Here is a 20,122-nt window from a genome sequence, read left to right on the forward strand (position 1 = left end):
CCACCCCAAACTATTGCTTGTCAGTACCGTGGCCAAAATGGTCACGCTCCTCATTGTGCCCATACTTTTCTCCCTATAGCCATGCTATCCTTCCTTCTTTTTCGGCATTTACCGGCTACAAAGCGCGTTTTTCAACTTCTTCTGCCAAGCTTACTGGCTGGCTTCAGCGCCCCGGCGCAGAGCCGGGTGAGTGGCACCGTACGTAGCGAAACGGCGGGGGCAGCCATAGAATACGCCACCGTCACGCTGCATCGTGCCGCCGACTCTGCTATGGTCAAAACCGAGTTTAGCGATGCGCAGGGGGCTTTTCGCTTCGAGCAGGCAGCGCAGGGACGCTATTTGGTGTCGGCGGCCCAGGTCGGGTTTGTGCGGGCGTGGCGGGGCCGTTTGAGGTGGCGGCCGACAACTACACGCTGCCCGCTTTGGTGTTGAAGTCGAGCCAGGCTACGGCCCTGAAGGAAGTAACAGTGATCGGGCAAAAACCGCTGTACGAGCGCCTCGCCGACCGTACCGTGGTGAACGTGGAGGGCTCGGCGCTGGCCGCCGGCAATACGACGCTGGATGTACTGGGCCGCGCACCCGGCGTAACCGTGGACGGCAGCGACAACCTGGCTTTGCGCGGCCGTCAGGGCGTATTGGTGCTGATTGATGGCAAGCGCCAGCCCATGACCGGCTCGGAGCTGGCCGACTATCTGCGCGCGTTGCCCGCCAACCAGCTGAAAAGCATTGAGCTCATCACCAACCCACCCGCCAAGTACGACGCGCAGGGCGGCGCGGGCATCATTGCCATCAACCTCAAAAAAGACCAGCGCCAGGGCACCAACGGCTCCGTGAATGCCAGCTACGGCCGTAGCCAGTACGATAAGTCTACGGGGGGCTTTTCGCTGAACAACCGTCGTAAAGGCTTGAATACGTTTGGCAGCTACACCTACTCAAACCGCGAAGGCATTGGCAAGCTGGATATCCAGCGCGATTTTTTCAATAATGACACCGGTAGCCAGCAGCTCATTGGCAGCAGCGAACAGCAGAACCGCGGGGTCAATCACTCGAAGTCGCACAGCGGGCGGGTAGGCTTTGACTATACCCTCTCGGAACGGACGGTAGTAGGGACAGCGTTCAGCGGGCTTGCTAATAAAAGCCCCGGTCTGGCACTCAACAACACGACTGTTTCTGAAGGCACCGGCGCGCTGGCTGATGTGTATAACGCTAACACCGACCGCGATTTTCGGTCGGCAAATGGCACGGCTAACCTGAACTTCAAGCACACCTTTGCTGACTCGGCAAACAGCGGCGAGCTGACGGCTGATGTGGACTACGCCCGCTATACCTTGGACCGCTTGCAGGGGCAGCGCACGGAGTACTTGCTGCGGGAGCGTGTCAGCAATTTGCTCGTGGGTGACCAGGAAGGCGATTTAGCCATCATGTCGGCTAAAGCAGATTATACGCAGCCGCTGCCCCGCAAAACGCGGCTCGAAGTGGGGGCGAAGATCAGCCGGGTGACTTCGGATAACGACGTAATATTTCAGAATACCGGGGGCAGCGTCACGACGATTGACCTCAATCGTACCAACCGCTTTAAGTACGAGGAAAATATTGGTGCTGCTTACCTAAATCTGAATCGGACGTTGGCAAAAACCAGCTTGCAGGCCGGATTGCGGGTGGAGCAAACTAAAGCCATCGGCCGCCAGGTGGTGGGCGACAGCTCGTTCCGCCGCAACTATGCCCAGCTCTTTCCCAGCGCGGCGATAAAGCGTACCATCAGCGACAAGCATGAGGTGAATCTGACCCTGAGCCGGCGCATCAACCGGCCTTCGTACAACCAGCTTAACCCCTTCCGGATTATTATAAATCCGACTACTTCGGGAGCGGGCAACCCCAATCTGCTGCCTGAAACCAGCTACAACATGGAGTTGTCGCACACGTTCAAGCAAAAATCTACCAGCACCCTCAGCTATAGCCGCACCGACCAGCCCATCATCGGCGTGGTGCAGCCCGAAACGGACTCGACGGTTGTATCAACCAGCGTGAACCTGAGCCGCCAGGATTACTACGCCCTGACGCTGACGGCTCCTTTGGAAGTTAAGAAATGGTGGCAGATCTACAACAATGCCGTGTTCTATTACAGCCGCTTTGTCGGCGATTTGGCCGGTACGTCGCTTAATAAAGGTCGGCCGGCGTTTAACATCACCAGCAACAGCACCTTCACTTTTGAGAAGGGCTGGGGGGCCGAACTGAACACCAGCTTTCAGTCGGGCGAGCAGTATGGGTTTCTGCACGTGCAGCCCAATGGGCAAGTTTCGCTGGGCGTCCAGAAATCGGTGTGGGAGCGCAAGGGTAATATCAAGCTGAACGTAACCGACCTGTTTTACACCCGTAAAGTGCGCGCTACCTCTACCTACGATAACTACGTGGAGCGCTTCTACCAGCGCCAGGATTCGCGCGTGGCCACGCTCTCCTTCACCTATCGGTTTGGCAACGACAAACTGACCCCCACGCGTCGCCGCCAAGGTGGCGCCGAGGATGAGAAGCGCCGGGCCGGCGGGTCTTAACATCCTCTTCCTGAAAAAGCCCCCAGCTGTAGCGCGGTTACAGCTGGGGGGCTTTTTTGTGGGGTAGAAATCTGTTTTAAGAATCCTCTTTTCTTGTCATGCCTCGCGCTGCATGACGTTCTAAGATTTTATCATGTATTCCTGGACAGCTTTTTTACCTCCCCAGAAAAAAGTTTGCTACCCTTGTAACGATTGCCCGATCTCCCGGTACTCGCTGCAATCCAACTCCAAATCTTACGCGGTGGAAACCAGAAGCGACGAAGAATTAATGGCAGCCGTGCAGGCCGACGACCTCGACCAGGTGGTGCCGTTGTTCGAGCGCTACCAGGGGCCACTGTTCAACTTTCTCTACCGCCTCACCAGCGATTACGAAGCCAGCCAGGACCTCACCCAAACCGTGTTTGAGCGCCTGCTGAAGTACCGGGCCAGCTACCGGCCCGGTCAGCCTTTCCGGGCCTGGGCCTACCAATTGGCCCGCAACATCCACACTGACCACTGGCAGCGCCAGCAGCGGCTGCGCACTACCGACGTGGTGGAAGTGGAGCGCAAAGGAGCCTTGGGCGGAGCCGCCTTCCGTCACACGGCCGCCGTGGACCGCGAGCAGGATGTGCACGAAGCTATGGCCTTATTACCTCCCGCTCAACACGAAATCCTGGTGCTGCACCGCTTCCAGGGCTTCAGCTACGAGGAAATAGCAGACATGCTGGGCTGCACCGCCGGGGCGGCCAAAGTGAAAGCGCACCGAGCCTTACAAGCCCTGCGCACCATCTATTTCAACTAACGACCATGAATATTACGCCTAATTCTTCCGATTGCCTCGACGTAGCCGACCTGCTGGTGGACTACGCTGAGCACACACTACCCCCGGAGCAAACGGCCCGGATGGCAGCCCACGTAGCTGACTGTCCTCGCTGTCAGGAGCGCGTAGCTCAGCTGCGGGAACTGGGGGGCAAATTTGAAGCTGCCGAGCCCGTAAACCCGCCGCCAGCACTTCGCATGAGCTTTATGGCCGCACTTGAGCGGGAAAAAGCGGCGCTAGCGAAGCCCGAATCGGAGGTGCGCGAAGCGAAAGTAGTGCGCTTGGAGCCCGCTACGTCGGACCAGTCGGGTATGTGGTGGCTGCGCATTGCCGCCAGCTTGCTGCTATTAGCTACGGGCATTCTGCTAGGTAACCTGTGGCGGCCAGTTGGTCCCGAGGTGGCTGCTAATACTGCTACTACTGCCGATGAGCGCCTTCACGCCCTTAAAGTCAATCCTGCGACGCCTGCACTCTCCGCCAGCGACCGGATTCAGCTGGTAAGTGAGCTTGCCGGTGAGGCCGAAGGCGATAGCGACCCAACGGTGCAGGTGCTCATTAATACGCTCAATTTTGACCCCAACACCAACGTACGGCTGGCCGCCGGGCAGGCGCTCTATCGCCTCCGCGACGACCCACGAGTAGGGGAGGCCTTTGTGCAGTCGCTCACCATTCAGACTGACCCCAATGTGCAGATCATGCTCATTGAGCTGCTGGTAGCCCTGCGTGAGCGGCGCGCCGTGCCGGAGCTGGAGCGCTTGTCTCAACGCCGCGATGCCTTACCTATCGTGCGGCAGCAGGCGGAGTCGGGGCTGGGGCAACTGGTCCAGATATAAAGTGCAGTGTCATGTCTGACCGCCCCACAAGCTCGACACACACTGTTTCAATTCTCTTTCAGTTCATTTTTCCCAACGAACCGGGCTTGAAAAAGCCCCCGGAAGTCGCGGTTGCGGGTGCGTTCGACTCCTCTTTTACTATACTTCTCTTTGTCATGAAAAAGACTCTGTTTCTCACTCTACTCTACCTGCTGGCCGCTAGTCCTGCCTTGTGGGCCCAGGAATACAAGCTCAAGCTCGGCGGCAAGGCCCGCAAAATTGTGCTGGATATGCAAGGCAGCGACGTCACGCTGGAAGGCTACAACGGCGATGAGCTCATCATTCGGGGCAACGGCTATGAGCCGACGCCTAAGCGCGCCGAAGGGTTGCGGGCCGTGTACAACTCCGCCGTTGATAATACCCGAATTGGCCTCGCCGTTACCGAAAAGGATAATGTAGTGCGCGTGGTGCAGGCTTCCCGCAAGGATACCGACTACGTCATTCGGGTGCCACGGCAAACGTCGGTGGTATTCACCCAGAACCAATTTGGCAGTGGCGACCTGAAAGTAACCGATTTGCAGGGCGACATGGAAGTAAACATGAAGGATGGCAATGCGCAGCTCCTGAATATGGGCGGCGGGGTAGTGGCCAACAGCATCAGCAGCGACATTATAGTGCGCTACGCTGGGGTGGGCAAATCTCCCAGCTCTATTTCCAGCGTGAGCGGGGCGGTAGATGTCACAATGCCCGCCAACAGCAAAACCACCTTGCAGCTGCGCACCATCTCGGGCGAGGTTTACACCGACTTCGACATCAACATGGGTAAGGGCAATGAGAATGACGATATGCGCCGGGTAGGCGGCCAAACCGTGGAAGGCACCGTGAACGGCGGTGGTACCAAAATCGCCCTGCAATCGATAAGCGGCGACGTGTTCGTGCGCAAAGCCAAGTAAGTGGTGATTTAGGGAGATGGTGATTTAGGGAGTTTGTCGCCCGACTTGCGCAATCCTCTACTTCACCACTCTCCACTTCACCAAATCACCATCTCCCTAAATCACCATCTCATGAAACTCTTCCTGCTATTTGGGGCCCTAGTTGCCCTGCTCCTGGGCACTAGCCCTACCCAAGCCCAGAAAATTATTGAGAAAAAAGCCCCCCTGAACTCTAAGCAGCGACTGGTACTGGATCTGCAACAGGCGTCCAGCATCCAGATCAAAGGCGGCAGCGGCAAGGAAGTGGCCGTGCGCGCCAGTGTCACCATCAATCAGAACAAGCTGAACGACGCCCTGCTGCTGACCCTGGCTACGGACGGCTACGAGGTAAAAGTGAAATCGGCGTTCGACAAAGAGCTGCTACGCACCAGCCAGGAAGCTAATTGCCCTGATGGTGATGGACACAGCATGTGGAACAATACGAGCAGTAACGGCAAGGACGGGTACCGCCTCTGCGCCCGCATCGACTACGTGATTGAAGTGCCCGCCGGCGCCACCGTCAGCGTGAACACCATCAGCGGCAACATTGAGGTAAAAGGCCTGAACGGGCCATTGGAAGCCAAATCTATCAGCGGCTTCGTGGATGTAAGCTGGTCACCGGCCAAAGGCGCGGATGTGGCACTCAAAACCATCACGGGCGAAGTGTACACCAATCAGGATATTGCTCTCAATGGTCAAAGAAACAACTCGCCGGTAGGCTATCAGGTGCGCGGCACGCTGGGCAGCAGCAGCCCCGCCGTTCGCCTCGAATCCATTAGCGGCGACGTATTCTTCCGCAAGCAGAACTAGGCAGCCTCGCTCCGGTTGAACACTAGCCAGGGCGCAAATTGCTTGGGTCGTAGAAAGGGGGTATTTACTTTTACTAAAATGACGAATGAAATTTAAAATACTACATGATTTAAATTTCATTCATACATTGTAAGGTATGCTTTGTGAACGTATTAGCTACATATTTGGTGGATTCGAGAGGGAAGTTTATTTTAATAAATACGAAGCTCTGTAACCTATTCGTTATTTTTGACGCTGAGGGCTTGCGATTATCTTTTAATAGATAGCGCTAGTGCATTAGCACCTGATTTTGACCTCTTATTTTCCTTTTCAACTTATTACCACCTTATGAAAAAGTCCTTGCTTTTAGTCGCTTTGTTGGTTACCGGAATTTCTGCTGCTAATGCTCAGACTACCACAACGCAGAGCACGACCACGACGCAGCCCACCACGCCTACCACGACTCAGAGCACCACAACTCAGACGACGCCGGCCACTGACGCTACCATCAACACCACTACTACTGCCCCTACGCAAACCTCTACTACTGTAGAAACGCAGAGCACCACTACGCAGCCAGCCGTTGCCGCTCCTAAGAACAAAGCTGCTGACGTAAAAGTGAAGAACAAAAAGAAGAAGTCTAAAATGAAGTCTGATCCATCAAAATAAGGTTTTTAATCTGATTTTGATTAAGCTAATAAAGCCTGCTTTACAGATGTAAAGCAGGCTTTATTTTTTGCTATACTTATAATCTAAGCAATGCGTATTATCATTATTATTTGTGACGTTTGAATATTGTATGATGTAAAAAGGTCATAATTGTGTACATCGATAAAACTAAATTTGGTTATTGCAGGTTGTAACCCGTATATATTTTACTCTTTGATTCGTTTGTAAAGAAATTGTCTTGACCTAATTATCTAAATAATATGAAGACTAAATTTCTCTTTGCTGCAATGCTCTTAAGCGGAGGCACGTACGCCCAAACGACACCCGCGCCCGCCGCGCCACCAGCTTCTACCACTCCTCCGGCTGCGCCTCCGCAACCAGCCGCACCGACACCCATCAATCCGGCTTCAGACCCGCAGAATACCCAGCGCGGCACCATCGATGAAAGCGCGCCGGCTGCGGCTTCTACCCAAGAGCGCGTGCGCAAACGCCAGACAGTGATGGATGGCCAGGCTTCGCCGGGTGTGGAAACTAAGCAGCGTCGGCGCTCACCCGCAATACAGAATCGCCGCCTCCGCGAAACCCATCGCAATAAACCTTGAGCACAGCATTGTTTTCCCACAAAAAAGCCCCCCAGAAGATATCTGGGGGGCTTTTTTATGCGCTGCTATTATTCCTTGAGCTTGGCGCCGTGCTGTAACAGCAAGTCGCCGAGGGCGCGCAGGGCAGTTTGCGCGTCGGGGGTGGCGTGGGCAGCGGCTTGCAACGTCTGTGTGCCCAGCATATCCAGCGACTGCCCGACGGCAGTACCATCAATCCCATCGGTATTGCTGAGCAAGGATTGTAGATTACCTAGCTCACGATCAATATCCTGTAGCTCCGGAATGCCGCTTTGTTGGAGCATCTCCTGCCAAGTGTCGATGTTGGTATGGGCGGTGCTCAGGGGCAGGGCCGTAAGGCCGCCTTGCAGGGCGTGCACGGTGCCGGCAAGCAGATCGGCACCGGACTGGGGGGCATTTGGCTGGTTCATAGGAGGAAAAGTTACAGGGAATGAATAAGTTAGGCCGAGGCCACTAAAGGAGCAGAAGCCGCTAGGCCCAGCTCGCGCAGAATAGCCACGGCGCGGAGGGCGCTGGCTTCTTTGTCTTTAATTTCGAGCATCATATCCATGTCGAGGCCGTTGAGGTGAGTCACGAACTCGCGGAACCGGTCTTCGTCCAGCGAGGAGGTGTGCTTGCCTTTGCGCTCGCCCAACTGCTGGGAGCTGTAGTCCATCATCAGCACGCCGTCGCGGGTGGGGTGCCAGGTGCCGGCGGCCAGGCGCAGCGCTTCCTGCATGGGCTCCTCGTGGTTGAGGCACTCGTGGTGAAAGTTGTCGAACAAAATAGGAATGCCCACGGCCTCGTGCACCCGCAGACAGTCGCGCAGGCTGAACAGGCGGTCATCGTTTTCGATAACTAAGCGCACCCGCACCGCCTCGGGCAGGGTGCGGTAGGTAGCAATGAAGCGCTCAATGGCCACGTCCCGGTCACCGTAAAGGCCACCCACGTGGATTTGCAGCTTGGCGGTGCTGTCCAGGCCCATCAGATCCAGCATAGAGCCCTGGTACACCAGCTCGGCAATGCTGCGCTCCACAATACCCGGATCGGGCGAGTTGAGCACCACAAACTGATCGGGGTGGAAGGAGATGCGCATCCGCTCAGCTTTGATATAATCGCCAATGGCGCGGAACTGGGGGGCAAATTCCGTCTGCCACGGATACGTATTGATAGCGTGAGAACCAAACGGCACGATGCCCGAGCCAATCCGGAAAAAGAGCAGGCCACGCTGGACGTTAAACTCCAGAATTCGCTGCAAGCAAGCCAGGTTGTTGGTAACGGTAGTCACCAGGCGCTCATCGTTGTAGGAGGCCAGCCGAAAAGTGGTGGCGGCACTGCAGTCGAGCGTTTCATTCACGCAGGGATACCCGATTTTCATACTGGGGCTTACGTGCGTTGCGGGCTGCCTGTTATGGCAAGCAGCTGATCAGCGGGCTATGGGCGCGTCGCTGCCCTCGTGCTGGGCCTTGTTGGTACGCTCCACCGACACGGCGCGGGCCTCAATAAAAATGCGCTGTACATCGGGGTGCAGCTTGCGGATGCCTTTCTCCAGCCGGTCGACTGCCTCTTCCACTTCCATCGCTGACAAGCCCGGCTGAAAGTTCACGTCGAGGGCCAGAAAAACGTCGTTTGGACCAAAATGCATACTCAACGGCCGCTTGGCATTAAGAATAGCCGCATCAGCCTGCACCAGCGCCCGAATGCTTTGCAGCACCGCCGGGTCGGCGCCTTCGCCAATGAGCAGCCCTTTGCTTTCATAAGCTAAGAATATGGCCGTCAGGGCCAGAATGCAGCCAATAACAATAGAGGCCGCGCCATCGATATAGGGATTGTTCAAAGCATGACCCAGGAATACGCCGGCCGCCGCTACCACCAGGCCCAGCAAGGCGGCCGTATCCTCGAAGATGATGGCAAAGTTGCCGGGGTCTTTGCTGGCCCGCAGGGCAAACCAGAAAGGTTTGTCGCCGCGGGTGGCATTGAAGTTTTTCAGGGCCAGAAACAGCGCTGCCCCTTCAAAAGCGGCGGCCAGGCCCAGCACCACGTAGTTCCAGGTAGGGTCAGAAAGCGGCGCGGGGTTGCGGATGTGGGAGATGCCTTCATAAAAAGACATGCCGCCACCGATGGAAAAAATCAGAATGGCGACAATCAGCGACCAGAAATACAGCTCTTTGCCGTGGCCAAACGGGTGGTCATCATCAGGCGCTTTTTTGCTGCGCCGAATCCCGAGTAGCAGCAACAGGCCGTTGCCCGTGTCCACCACTGAGTGAATACCCTCTGAGAGCATCGCCGACGAGCCCGTGAAGCTGGCCGCTACAAACTTAGAAATGGCAATAGCCGTGTTGGCGGCAATAGCAGCGTAGATCCCGGTTTTGGAAGAGTTGGCCATAAGCAGAGTGGTTAGGAGCGATATGCACCGGGGCCGCAATAGCAACTACTTATGAGGTATCTATTGCTATCAACCAAAGCCCTGGCGCAGGTATATGGGCGTGGCGATGTACCTAAACAAACGCTGACGGGCGCGCCAGGGTTGGTAACTATCTCGCTTCGCAAGGAAGCCGTTTACTCGTAGCCTCGGTTATCCTTGAAATTGCGGTTGTAGCGCGCCCGGTCGCGGCGGGCTTGCTCCAGCTTCTTTTTCAGCGCCTCCTGCTGTTGCAGCTCCTCCAGCTTACGCCGCGCCTTGCCCTCCCGCGACAGGGCATCGTAGAGCAGGCTGGCGGGATTTTCCAGCGTAGCTACCGGAGCTTTGGGCGCCGTGGAATCGACGGGAAACAAGGGTTTGGGCGCTGGGGGGCGTTTTACGGCGTTGGCGGGCGGCTCGGGGCGGCGCACGTTGCGCAGGGCTTTCTTGATTTGAGCATCGGCCGGGCGGCCTTCCTGCACTCGCACTTCTCCCAGCTGAATGCTGGCGCGGTCCATTTTTACCTGCACAATAAGCTGGGAAAGACCCGAGCGGCCCAGCGCCAGGCGCTTGGTTTGGAAGCCCAGGGAAATAAACTCCAGCGTATCGGTGTACGCCACGTCGATGCGGAAGTCGCCGTCGTTGTTGGCTATCACGCCGATTTTACTGCCCTTAATGCGCACCGTAGTTCCGGGTATGGGCTTACCGTCGGCGGCATTGGTAATCGTGCCCGCCACGCGCAGCTGAGCCGAAGCCGACAAGGCCAGCAACAGGCTCAAAACCAGCAGCAGGGCAGCTTTATTCCAGAATCCGGTAACCAAACGAGACGATAAACCCATCAATTATTCTAACGCAACCAAACTGCAAGGTAGCCAACTACAGAGTCAAAAAAAGCCCGCACCGTTGCAGGTGCGGGCTTTTTTAAAACTCTAAAACAGATGAAGGGGTTCGTTATTCCTCTTTCATCTTGGTTTCGCCGTCGTCGTCCACTTTTAATTTGGAGCCGTCATCGGCCTTTATCTTCATCTCGCCGTCCGACTCCGCTTTCATTTTGGTGCCGTTGGCGGTCTTTATTTTCATCTCACCGTCCGATTCCGTTTTTACCTTAGTGCCGTTGGCATATTTGGTTTTCGTGTCGCCGTCGGCCTCTACTTTGGTTACGCCCTGGTCAACAGCTGCGGGGGCTGCATCCACATACATTTCCTCGGCGTAGTTCATGCGGTTGGCCACATACGCTTGGTACTGAGCGGGGTCGGAGAAAACGGTTTTGAACTCCGTATCGATTTCGGTATTAATGGTTTGCATGGCTGCGTACATGCCCGTGGTATCGGCGGTGTACTGCGCTTCCAACTCGGCAAGGCGGCGCGAACGGTTGAAGTAGATGTCCTCGGCGCGGGCTACCACAGTCGTGTCCGTGATTTTAAGGTCAGTAGCCATGCGTGTGGCAATGCGGTTAGCGCGGCTGCGGTACGTAGCCTCCGTCGCAGGCGTGCTCATCGTCTCGGTAGTCGTAGTGGTGGTCGTGGTTTCGGCCGCTTTTTCCTGTGAGCAGGATGCAAATGCCAGCGCACCGGCGCAGGAGAATAGTAGGAAGGTCTTTTTCATGACAAAATTTAAGAGAAAGAGGAGCAGTCCAAAAATCAGACCACGGCCGCTATACGGTTGAGGTTGTTTGTAGTTGTATAGTTGAATTATTATATATAAAAAAGCCCCCCAGGGTAATGAATGGGGGGCTTTTTTATATATAAATGATACGGCCGGTTATGCTCGCCGCAATTCAAACACGGTAATCTCGGGCAGGAAACCGACCCGGCCCGGATAACCCAGGAAGCCCAGGCCAGTGTTCACGTACAAGTATTGCTGCCCTTGCTTGTACAGTCCCGCCCACTGCTTGTACACGTATTGCACCGGGCTCCACTTGAAGAAGGGCAGGTTCACCCCAAACTGCATGCCGTGGGTGTGACCCGATAGCGTCAGGTCGATGTCGGGGTAATTCAGCACCTCACCTTCCCAGTGCGAAGGGTCGTGGGAGAGGAGGATTTTGAAGGGCGCGTCGCCGCTGGCGGCGTGGGCTTTGGGCAGGTTGCCGTACTTGGGGAAGCGCATCTGGGCGCCCCAGTTCTGCACGCCCAGCACGGCTATCTTCTCGCCGCCGCGCTCTATCGTGTGGCTTTCATCCAGCAGCAACCGCCACCCAATTTTCGCGTGATTCTGGGCCAGGCGGGCTAAGTTTTCGCGCTTGGCTTCGGGGCTGGGCCACTGCACGTAATCGCCGTAGTCGTGGTTGCCGAGAATGGAAAGCTTGGGCAGCTTGGACTGAATCTGGGCCAGCGTATCAATGTGTATTTCTACCTCCGTGGCCACGTTGTTTACCAGGTCGCCGGTCATAAAAATAAGGTCGGCCTGCTGATTATTAATCATCCTGACGGCCCGCTCCAGCGGCTCGCTGGAGCTGAAGCTGCCCGTGTGCAGGTCCGAAATCTGCAGCACCTTGAAGCCATCGAACGACGCGGGCAGGTTGGGAAAGCGCAGCGTCACGCGTTTCACCTGGTAATCGGTAGCCCCGCGCACCATACCCCAGATAAAGGCCACGAACGGAATGCCCGCCACTACCAGCGCCAGAGAGCTCAGAAACTGATTGCGGCTGATGGGCGAATCACTGGTTCCGGTATCCTGCTGGGTGAACTGGCGTACCACCCAACGCCCCAGCCGGATCAGGTCTTCGGGGAGCAAAAACAGGACGACGACCATCTTTGCCAGCAAAAGGCCCACTAACAAGCTGGATAAGTACGTTTTGTAAGGTGCTGGCCCGCTATGGCGAGTCGAGATGGCCCAAATTGCCAGAATCCAGGCCAGCGCAGTAACCAACCAATAGATAGTTCCGGCGATGCGGCGGCCGCTAATGGAGCTGGCCGGAATAATTGTGCGAATGGCCTGGTAACCATACCATTCGGCTAATACCAGAAAAAGGATAAAGGGAAAGCTCAGAAGTCTTGACATGAGGTGGGTAAAATGGATTCCGGAAGCTTTGGTTTAGTTATTGAAACTACCGGGTAAGAATAGGGTAAACGGCGAAGTACACGGTTTACTTTAAGCGCCAGCCCTCAGCAACAATAGTGCAGTATGAAATCAGTTGACAATCTGGCGGAGGACGCAGCCGCCCCCGTCCGTTACGTAGCGCCCACTTCTTTTGGTATTAAAAGCTGGGCCGAGGAAGACCGCCCGCGCGAAAAGCTCCTGCAAAAAGGCCGCTCTGCGCTGTCCGATGCCGAGCTGATGGGCATTCTGCTCGGCTCGGGCACCACCAAGCTGTCGGCCGTGGACGTGGCTAAGCTGATTCTGAGCGCGGTAGAAAACGATTTGAATGAGCTGGCTAAATTGTCGGTAAAGGAGCTGATGCGCCACAAAGGCATCGGGGAGGCGAAAGCTATAACCATCGTGGCGGCCTTAGAGTTAGGCCGCCGCCGCAAGGAAACGGCCGCCGCGGCCCGCACCACCATCACCTGCTCGCGGGATATTTACCAGCTCATCCGCCCTAATCTGCAGGATTTGCCCCACGAAGAATTCTGGGTGATTCTGCTCAACCGCGCCAACGTAGTCATGCGCAAGCAGTCCATCAGCAGCGGGGGCGTGGCCGGCACCGTCGCCGACCCGAAGATGATTTTCAAGCACGCGCTGGAACAGCTGGCCAGCTCCATTATCTTGGTGCATAACCACCCCAGTGGCAACCAGAAGCCCAGCGCCGCCGACATCGCCCTCACCCGCAAGCTCAAAGAAGCCGGCCAATTCCTGGACCTGCCCATCCTCGACCACCTCATCTACACTGACCATGGCTACTACAGCTTCGCCGACGAAGGCGTATTGTAGGATGTAGCGCGAAGCTTCCGCTTCGCGCATCGTTGTTTACAGCGAAATGTATTGCTAAGCCTCCGCTTCGCGCATCGTTGTTTAGGTGAACAAGGTGTTGAAAAATGCCCCCCACGCAAGTCGTACAACAATACGCCAAGCGGAAGCTTCGCGCTACAAACAACGAATCTTACCTTTGCCGCTACCATGCGCCTCAATCCCAAGCTTTTTATCCTTCTCGGCCTCGTCCTCGTGCTCGGCTATTTCCTCCAAGACCTTGTGCTGAACGACGAGCAGTACGTCGCTCGCATCGAGAAGGAGCGTCACGCCAAAAATGATGAATTCCGCCGCGTGCAGGGTTCGCCGCTTTCCGCCGAGCAGCGCCAGGAGTTCGACAGCCTGCACTACTACGAACCCAACAAAACCTATCGCCTCACGGCCCAGTTCGAGCCCTTCCCCGTGCGCGACACTATCGCCATGCGCCTCACCGACGGAAAGGCCGAAAAGTACCTGCGCTGGGGCCGCGCCTCCTTCGAGTGGCAAAAAGAAGCGCAGCGCCTCACCGTTTTTCGCAAAGCCAACGGCCCGGACACCACCCTTTTCATCCCCTTCACCGACAAAACCAACGGCTTCGACACTTACGGCGGCGGCCGCTACCTCGATGCTGACCCCGTAGCCGAGGGCGACGACGAAATTGTGCTCGATTTTAATGCCGCTTATAATCCGTTCTGTGCCTACAATGCGTCGTTTGCCTGCCCCGTGCCGCCCGCCGAGAATATTTTGTCGGCATACATCAAGGCCGGGGAGAAGACTTTTCACAAAGATTAAAGATGCTTTATGCTTCCCAAGCAAGATGAGTTACGAGTGTTACTTAAGGCTGAATACCCAAATGGCCCTAAGCTTCTTACATTGGTAAACTCTGTGGTTTCAACTGCTAAGATTGACTTCGTAATTTCCCGTCTTCATATGCATGATATTTATGAGACTCGACTTGGCCTGAGCCGAGAAGTGACGAATGAATGGTATGAAGGTCTTAAAGAAACAGTAGATGCTTTAGGAAGCAGCCCGTTAGAGGAAGTACGGTTTCTTGAGGTTGAATTCGAAGAAGGAGATTGTATAATTTTTGCTGATCAGGCTGTTAAAGAAATTCTTGGAGTGATTTATTTTCAAGAGAAGAAAGAATGAAGCTGTTTAGGAAGTAGTCAGGCGGTCATGCTGAGGAATCGAAGCATCTCTACCGCTTCGTTGCATGGCCCATACTAAGCGGTAGAGATGCTTCGATTCCTCAGCATGACGTTCCGAAGAATTTTAGCAACTTTCTAAACAGCTTCAATAATAAGCACCTTGTTTACAAGTGAAAATAGCAATTTATTATAGTTGATTATTCCTCACGCAGCGGCCGCAGGTCCAGCACGAAACCAGGCAGCACCGGCTCACCACTGAGTTCATTATCATAGCCTTGTACTTCCAATGGTGGCTGGTCGGGGCGGTAGACGAAGGCGGCTTCCGCTTCGGTGTCCAGCAGGAAGGCTAGCTGAACGCCGTTACGCAGCCACTGCTCCATCTTGGCGTGCAAGGTCGTCATGCGGTCGGAGGGCGACTTCACTTCCACCACAAACTCAGGGCACACGGGCAGAAACTTGTTGCGCTGCTCCGCTGGCACCTTTTGCCAGGTAGCGTTGCTGAGCCACGACACGTCGGGCGAAAGTGTAGCCTTATCCGGCAAAATAAACGCCGCTGACGACTCGCCCACGCGGCCTAAGCAGGTCTGCTTGTTCCAAAGCGTGACTTGAAAATGAACTTCGCCGCTGTGGGCGCTGGAAAGGAAGCCGGCGGGCGACATAAAGATTATTTCGTGGTCGGAGGTACGCTCCACGCGCAAGTCGGGGTTGTCCTGGCAGAATTGGAAAAACTCCTCGTCGCTGAAGCCCGTGATGAGGGGGCCACGCAGGATAACGGCTTCTTCCGAGATAGTGGGTCGGCTAGTCATAACGCGTTTCATTGCTTTTTTCGAAGATACGCAAAACTCTTCGGGCTGGGGGGCTTTTTGGCCCGCTTCGCAAATCCCTACCTTTGTCGGCCTGGCCGATGTTTACCCTCACCAAACTGCCGCTGAATACGAATATTCTATATGAAAATCTCCCTTGACTGGCTCCGCACCCTCATACCCACCGATAAATCGGCCACTGAGCTGGCCGCTCTGCTCACCGGCTCGGGCCTGGAAGTGGAAGGCGTAGAGGAGTTGGAAAGCATTCCCGGCGGCCTGCGCGGCGTGGTTATCGGCGAAGTATTGACCTGCGAAAAGCATCCCGACGCCGATAAGCTGAGCCTGACCACCGTAGCTGTGGGCGACGCTATCCCGCGCCAAATTGTGTGCGGCGCTTCCAACGTGGCCGCGGGCCAGAAGGTGGTGGTAGCCCTGGAAGGCGCCACCCTCCACCCAGCCCAGGGCGAGCCCTTCAAAATCAAGAAGTCCAAGATTCGCGGCGCCGCCTCCGAGGGCATGATTTGCGCCGAGGACGAACTCGGTATCGGCACCTCTCATGCCGGCATTATGGTCCTCGACACGGATCTGCCCAATGGCACGCCTGCCGCCGAGTATTTCGGTTTGGGCTCCGATGCCGTACTGGAAATCGGCCTGACGCCCAACCGCGCCGACGCGGCCTCCCACTACGGCGTGGCCCGCGAGCTGCGCGCCTTATTGCAGCAGCCCTGCCATTTGCCCAATGTAAGTGCGTTTTTGCCCCCCACAGCCGCCGCGCAGCAGGTGCGGGTGCTGATTGAGGACGAAGATGCCTGCCCGCGCTATGCCGGCTTGCTGCTGGAAAACGTGCAGGTTGGCCCGTCGCCGGAGTGGCTACAGCGGCGCTTGCGCAGCATCGGCTTGTCGCCGATTAACAACGTGGTAGACGTGACCAACTTCGTGCTGCACGAGTTGGGCCAGCCCCTGCACGCCTTCGACGCCGACCAGATTTCTGGGGGGCAAATTCGAGTAAAGCGCGCCGCTGAAGGCGAAAAATTCACAACCCTGGACGGCATTGAGCGCACCCTGCGCGCCGAAGATCTGGTGATTGCCGGTGGGGGCGGGGAGCCGCTGGCCTTAGCGGGCGTGTTTGGGGGGCAAACTTCCGGCGTGAGTCCGACCACCACGCGAGTATTTCTGGAAAGCGCCTACTTCTCGCCCGCCGTGGTGCGTCGTACCAGCCAAACGCACCAGCTCAAAACCGACGCCTCCTTCCGCTTCGAGCGCGGCACTGATCCAAACATGGTGCTGATAGCCTTGCAGCGGGCCGCCCTGCTGCTTCAGGAAGTAGCCGGCGCGCGTATCGCCGCACCCGTGGTGGATGAATATCCGAAGCATGTGCTGCCCGCCACCGTGCGCCTGCGCCTGTCGCGGGTGGAGCGCCTCGTAGGTCAGCACATCGCCACCGACCGAATCCGCCAGATTCTGACTGATTTAGATATAACCATTCAAAATGAAAACGGCGACGACTGGTGGCTGATTGTGCCATCCTTCAAAGTAGACGTGACCCGCGAGGCCGACGTTATTGAGGAAATCCTGCGCATCTACGGCTACAACAACGTCGCTTTGCGCCCGCACAACTCGGCTTCCTTCCTGGCCAAATTCCCGAACCCTGACCCCGAGATTCTGCGCCAGAACACAGCGCGTCTGCTCAGTGGCCAGGGCTTTTCGGAAGTCATCACCAACTCCATCACCAACGCCCGCTACTTCGAAGCCGAAGGCGAAACTAATGAGGCCCTGGTGCGCGTGCTGAACTACAATAGCGCCGACCTGAACGTGCTGCGCCCCACGGTGCTGCACAGCACCCTGGAAGTAGTCCGCTACAACCTCAACCGCCGCCAGCGCGACCTGAAGCTCTACGAGTTCGGCAAAACTTACTACCGCAAAGCCGACGGTCAGTACGAGGAGAAAAACAGCTTAGTGATTCTGCTCACCGGCAACTCCACCGCCGAAACCTGGCAGCACAAAGCCGAAAAAACGACCTTCCACCACTTGGCCGGCGCCGTGCAGCAAGTGCTGACGGCGCTGGGCCATGCCGCGCCGACTTCCCAGCCGGTACAGCATCAATACCTGGTGGGCGGCCTCACGTTGTTAGCGCAAAACCAGCCGGTGGCTCACCTGGGGGGCATTTCTGCGGGAGTGCTCAAGCGCCTCGACGTGAATCAGCCCGTGTGGTACGCTGAGCTGGACTGGGATTGGCTGGTGAAGAAATATAAGAACGCCCTCGTGGCCCGCGAGCTGCCTAAGTTCCCGGAGGTGCGCCGCGACCTGTCGCTGGTAGTCGACAAAGCCGTGACCTTCGACCAGCTGCGCCAGATTGCCCAGCGCGCCGAGCGCAAGCTCCTGCAAGGCGTGAACGTGTTCGACATGTACGAAGGCGATAAGCTGCCAGAAGGTAAGAAGTCGTACTCCGTCAGCTTCAGCCTCCAGGACCTCACCCAAACGCTCACCGACCAGGCAATTGATGGCGTAATGCAACGTCTGATTCAGCAATTTGAAAAGCAGGCCGGGGCTCTAATTCGAAAGTAATACGGCAAACAATCTATTATTGCCATGCATTACTAATTAAAAGGAGCCTGAGATATTTCTCAGGCTCCTTTTAATTACTTCCAAAATGCGATTTCAGGTATGACAACTCAAGAACAAGATGGTATCGATTGGAATGAAATAGCAGAGCTATATCCAATAGGAAGTGTAGTTGAGGGAATAGTAGTGCACCATGCTCCTTTCGGAATATTCCTCAATATCGGCCATCCCTGTGTTCTGGGTCTGGTTGCAATTGTGAGCTTCCTTGACGAAGGGCGTATGACACCTGATCAGTATCCACCTATTCATGCATCAGTGAAAGGTGTTGTTCTTTACTAATGCTAATGCGAACTACTTCGGGAGATTCGTACGTGCGTGCGCAAGATAAGCCCGGTGCGGACTGAGGACGCGCAGGTTGTGTAGGCCACAGGCTACGACCATGACCGTGTCGCGCACCCATGCGCCGCGCAGCCGCAGTGGGTCGCGGACCATGCGCAGGCGCTTAATACCGCTGTGGGCGTGCTCGATGACGACGCGCAACGAACTGAGCAGCTGGTTATAGCGCTTTTGCGAAAACGTCAACTCCTGCTTCGGGGGCTTCTTGTGGGGCATCTCCACCACGACCCCGGCCGGGGCATGGCCCAGCAGGCCCAGATCCTGGCGCACCACGCTGCCGGCCGGCAACTGCAACGGGTACTCGTCGGCCATTTTCTTGTCATGCACCCGTCCGCCTTCCGTGGCCGAGAGGAAATACACGTACTGCGTGGCATCGCACAAGGTCATGTTTTTCAGGCGATGCGCTTTTTTAGCACTGTATTCTTCCGCCTGCCCCTCACCGTCGGCGTTGCGCGGGATGCCGCGCTCGACGCCATCGTAGGCAAAGACCTTGTCCGGGTGCTGAGCCAGCCGCTGCACCAGTTGCGCCCCGTCGCGCACGGGCAGCAGGTGGCGGGCGGCCAGTACCTGGTTGAGCACGGCCAGCAACACGGCCGCCAGGCGGCTGACGCGGGTCTGGGAGACGCCGAAGCTGGCGGCCTGGTGTTGCTGCAAAGCATTGCTTTTGAGGTAGGTGAGCAGAAAAAAGAGCTTGGTGTCGGTACCCGGCAGCGTGGCGTTGGCCCGCTCCTGGTGAGCGGGAAACCCGCGCCGCTTCCCCTCCAGGGTATGGTAGCGGTGGTAGCGCTCCCAAGCGGGCGCAAAGTCGAGCAGTAAGTCGTCAAATTCAGCGGGCAGTAGGCTAGTCAGCGCCAGAAACTGCGTCGGACGCTCCCGTAGGGCCAAATAATTCATGCCCAAATGTACAGCCCCGACTCGCGGGTTATGATAGAAAGACTTTCCGCATCAGCACTACTATACTCCGCACAACAGACAGGTTAGGATAAGTATGAAGTCAACTGACTTATCCTCAATAGATCTTCAGTCGCCACTGTAAACAGTTTAGCTTCTATATACTGTAGGAAAGAGGATGAAGCAGGCGACATTTTGTTACTTTGCCTAACAAATTTATTTATTATGGCCTCCTCCCAGCAGCTTGCCCAACTAGACCGCCTGGAGCGGCAGGTAACCACCTTAGTGGCTGCCTATCAGCAGTTGCGCGAGGAACTGGCCGATGCCCAAACGACTATCCAGCAGCTCCACGCCGACGTGCGCGACCGGGAACGGCAACTCAAGGATTTCCAGAATCAGGAGAATATCGCTAAACTTGTCCATACCATAGCAGAGGAACCTGCCAACGCCAACGAGCTTAAACTGCGCCTAAACGAATATATCCGCGAGATTGATAAGTGCCTTGCCTATTTGAGGGAGTAACGACCATCGAACGTATAGATATCTGCTGATGAGTGATTTATCCATAAAGATCCGAATTGCCGACCGGGATTATCCCATGCGCGTGAGCCCCCGGAAGAGGAGCGCCTGCGCCTGGCCGGGCGACAGCTCAGCGAACGGATCAAGGAATTTCGCGAACAGTATGGCATCCAAGACAAGCAAGACTTGCTAGCCATGATTGCCTTATCCACTATGGCTGATGGCTTGAAAGTCAGCAAAGAGAAGGATGGCACTGATGCAGCTCTTACTGAGCGCCTTACGCGCTTAGATAAGCTGCTTTCGTCGCTGGTGCTCAGCTGAGCATTAGTGCA

At 56.2% G+C, this 20,122-nt stretch carries 23 protein-coding genes; 15 read left to right on the forward strand and 8 right to left on the reverse strand.

Annotated features, from left to right (window positions below):
* The first annotated feature begins 81 nt into the window (after window positions 1–81).
* The 8 genes from MKZ35_RS01515 to MKZ35_RS01550 all read left to right on the forward strand — a co-directional run bounded on the left by MKZ35_RS01515 (window position 82) and on the right by MKZ35_RS01550 (window position 7,191).
* The gene (locus MKZ35_RS01515; RefSeq protein WP_482511463.1) at window positions 82–432 is read left to right on the forward strand and encodes a carboxypeptidase-like regulatory domain-containing protein; all 351 of its coding nucleotides are present in this window, start codon (window positions 82–84) and stop codon (window positions 430–432) included.
* On the forward strand, window positions 375–2,549 hold the full coding sequence (locus tag MKZ35_RS01520) for an outer membrane beta-barrel protein (RefSeq protein ID WP_482511464.1): 2,175 nt from the start codon (window positions 375–377) through the stop codon (window positions 2,547–2,549). The genes MKZ35_RS01515 and MKZ35_RS01520 overlap by 58 nt, the downstream gene beginning before the upstream one ends.
* Before the next feature lie 241 nt (window positions 2,550–2,790).
* The gene (locus MKZ35_RS01525; protein WP_482511465.1) at window positions 2,791–3,330 is read left to right on the forward strand and encodes an RNA polymerase sigma factor; all 540 of its coding nucleotides are present in this window, start codon (window positions 2,791–2,793) and stop codon (window positions 3,328–3,330) included.
* A gap of 5 nt (window positions 3,331–3,335) precedes the next feature.
* Window positions 3,336–4,181 carry a HEAT repeat domain-containing protein gene (locus MKZ35_RS01530; protein ID WP_482511466.1) on the forward strand — a complete coding sequence of 282 codons (846 nt, stop codon included), beginning with the start codon at window positions 3,336–3,338 and terminating at the stop codon, window positions 4,179–4,181.
* 155 nt (window positions 4,182–4,336) lie between these two features.
* On the forward strand, window positions 4,337–5,113 hold the full coding sequence (locus MKZ35_RS01535) for a DUF4097 family beta strand repeat-containing protein (protein ID WP_482511468.1): 777 nt from the start codon (window positions 4,337–4,339) through the stop codon (window positions 5,111–5,113).
* A 111-nt stretch (window positions 5,114–5,224) separates the two neighbouring features.
* A complete protein-coding gene (locus MKZ35_RS01540; RefSeq protein WP_482511469.1) occupies window positions 5,225–5,941 on the forward strand; it encodes a DUF4097 family beta strand repeat-containing protein in 717 nt (238 codons plus the stop codon).
* A 327-nt stretch (window positions 5,942–6,268) separates the two neighbouring features.
* Window positions 6,269–6,589, forward strand: a complete 321-nt coding sequence (locus MKZ35_RS01545; RefSeq protein ID WP_482511470.1) for a hypothetical protein — start codon at window positions 6,269–6,271, stop codon at window positions 6,587–6,589.
* A gap of 260 nt (window positions 6,590–6,849) precedes the next feature.
* Complete coding sequence (locus tag MKZ35_RS01550) at window positions 6,850–7,191, forward strand: hypothetical protein (protein ID WP_482511471.1); 342 nt, start codon at window positions 6,850–6,852, stop codon at window positions 7,189–7,191.
* 68 nt (window positions 7,192–7,259) lie between these two features.
* Here MKZ35_RS01550 and MKZ35_RS01555 read toward each other — a convergent pair whose 3' ends face one another.
* The 6 genes from MKZ35_RS01555 to MKZ35_RS01580 form a co-directional block, all read right to left on the reverse strand.
* Window positions 7,260–7,619: a hypothetical protein gene (locus MKZ35_RS01555; protein ID WP_482511472.1), complete on the reverse strand. Its 360-nt coding sequence runs from the start codon at window positions 7,617–7,619 to the stop codon at window positions 7,260–7,262.
* A 29-nt stretch (window positions 7,620–7,648) separates the two neighbouring features.
* Window positions 7,649–8,566 (reverse strand): UV DNA damage repair endonuclease UvsE, encoded by a 918-nt coding sequence (gene uvsE, locus MKZ35_RS01560; protein ID WP_482511473.1) that lies wholly within the window; start codon window positions 8,564–8,566, stop codon window positions 7,649–7,651.
* Window positions 8,567–8,614: 48 nt separating this feature from the next.
* Window positions 8,615–9,574, reverse strand: a complete 960-nt coding sequence (locus MKZ35_RS01565) for a cation diffusion facilitator family transporter (RefSeq protein WP_482511474.1) — start codon at window positions 9,572–9,574, stop codon at window positions 8,615–8,617.
* Between the two features lie 173 nt (window positions 9,575–9,747).
* Window positions 9,748–10,410, reverse strand: coding sequence for a carboxypeptidase-like regulatory domain-containing protein (locus MKZ35_RS01570; RefSeq protein WP_482511475.1), 663 nt, complete (start codon window positions 10,408–10,410; stop codon window positions 9,748–9,750).
* 130 nt (window positions 10,411–10,540) lie between these two features.
* Window positions 10,541–11,194, reverse strand: coding sequence for a hypothetical protein (locus tag MKZ35_RS01575; protein WP_482511476.1), 654 nt, complete (start codon window positions 11,192–11,194; stop codon window positions 10,541–10,543).
* Between the two features lie 156 nt (window positions 11,195–11,350).
* Complete coding sequence (locus MKZ35_RS01580) at window positions 11,351–12,589, reverse strand: metallophosphoesterase (protein WP_482511477.1); 1,239 nt, start codon at window positions 12,587–12,589, stop codon at window positions 11,351–11,353.
* A gap of 123 nt (window positions 12,590–12,712) precedes the next feature.
* Between MKZ35_RS01580 and radC the strand changes: the two genes are divergently transcribed.
* From radC to MKZ35_RS01595, 3 genes are all read left to right on the forward strand, one after another.
* Window positions 12,713–13,456: a RadC family protein gene (gene radC, locus MKZ35_RS01585; RefSeq protein ID WP_482511478.1), complete on the forward strand. Its 744-nt coding sequence runs from the start codon at window positions 12,713–12,715 to the stop codon at window positions 13,454–13,456.
* A 186-nt stretch (window positions 13,457–13,642) separates the two neighbouring features.
* On the forward strand, window positions 13,643–14,263 hold the full coding sequence (locus tag MKZ35_RS01590; protein WP_482511479.1) for a DUF1684 domain-containing protein: 621 nt from the start codon (window positions 13,643–13,645) through the stop codon (window positions 14,261–14,263).
* Window positions 14,264–14,272: 9 nt separating this feature from the next.
* Window positions 14,273–14,620 carry a hypothetical protein gene (locus tag MKZ35_RS01595; RefSeq protein WP_482511480.1) on the forward strand — a complete coding sequence of 116 codons (348 nt, stop codon included), beginning with the start codon at window positions 14,273–14,275 and terminating at the stop codon, window positions 14,618–14,620.
* 196 nt (window positions 14,621–14,816) lie between these two features.
* Here MKZ35_RS01595 and MKZ35_RS01600 read toward each other — a convergent pair whose 3' ends face one another.
* Complete coding sequence (locus MKZ35_RS01600) at window positions 14,817–15,425, reverse strand: Uma2 family endonuclease (RefSeq protein WP_482511481.1); 609 nt, start codon at window positions 15,423–15,425, stop codon at window positions 14,817–14,819.
* A 141-nt stretch (window positions 15,426–15,566) separates the two neighbouring features.
* Here MKZ35_RS01600 and pheT point away from each other — a divergent pair, with 141 nt between their 5' ends.
* Together pheT and MKZ35_RS01610 are read left to right on the forward strand one after the other, a co-directional pair.
* Window positions 15,567–17,987: a phenylalanine--tRNA ligase subunit beta gene (gene pheT / locus MKZ35_RS01605; RefSeq protein ID WP_482511482.1), complete on the forward strand. Its 2,421-nt coding sequence runs from the start codon at window positions 15,567–15,569 to the stop codon at window positions 17,985–17,987.
* A 99-nt stretch (window positions 17,988–18,086) separates the two neighbouring features.
* On the forward strand, window positions 18,087–18,323 hold the full coding sequence (locus MKZ35_RS01610) for a hypothetical protein (RefSeq protein ID WP_482511483.1): 237 nt from the start codon (window positions 18,087–18,089) through the stop codon (window positions 18,321–18,323).
* Window positions 18,324–18,335: 12 nt separating this feature from the next.
* Here the strand turns inward: MKZ35_RS01610 and MKZ35_RS01615 are convergent, their stop codons facing one another.
* Window positions 18,336–19,274, reverse strand: a complete 939-nt coding sequence (locus tag MKZ35_RS01615) for a transposase family protein (RefSeq protein ID WP_482511484.1) — start codon at window positions 19,272–19,274, stop codon at window positions 18,336–18,338.
* Between the two features lie 222 nt (window positions 19,275–19,496).
* Between MKZ35_RS01615 and MKZ35_RS01620 the strand changes: the two genes are divergently transcribed.
* Together MKZ35_RS01620 and MKZ35_RS01625 are read left to right on the forward strand one after the other, a co-directional pair.
* Window positions 19,497–19,793: a hypothetical protein gene (locus MKZ35_RS01620; protein WP_133273963.1), complete on the forward strand. Its 297-nt coding sequence runs from the start codon at window positions 19,497–19,499 to the stop codon at window positions 19,791–19,793.
* Window positions 19,794–19,931: 138 nt separating this feature from the next.
* A complete protein-coding gene (locus MKZ35_RS01625; protein ID WP_482512246.1) occupies window positions 19,932–20,111 on the forward strand; it encodes a cell division protein ZapA in 180 nt (59 codons plus the stop codon).
* Window positions 20,112–20,122: the final 11 nt, after the last annotated feature.

It is taken from the genome of Hymenobacter sp. R533113, from assembly GCF_056835965.1.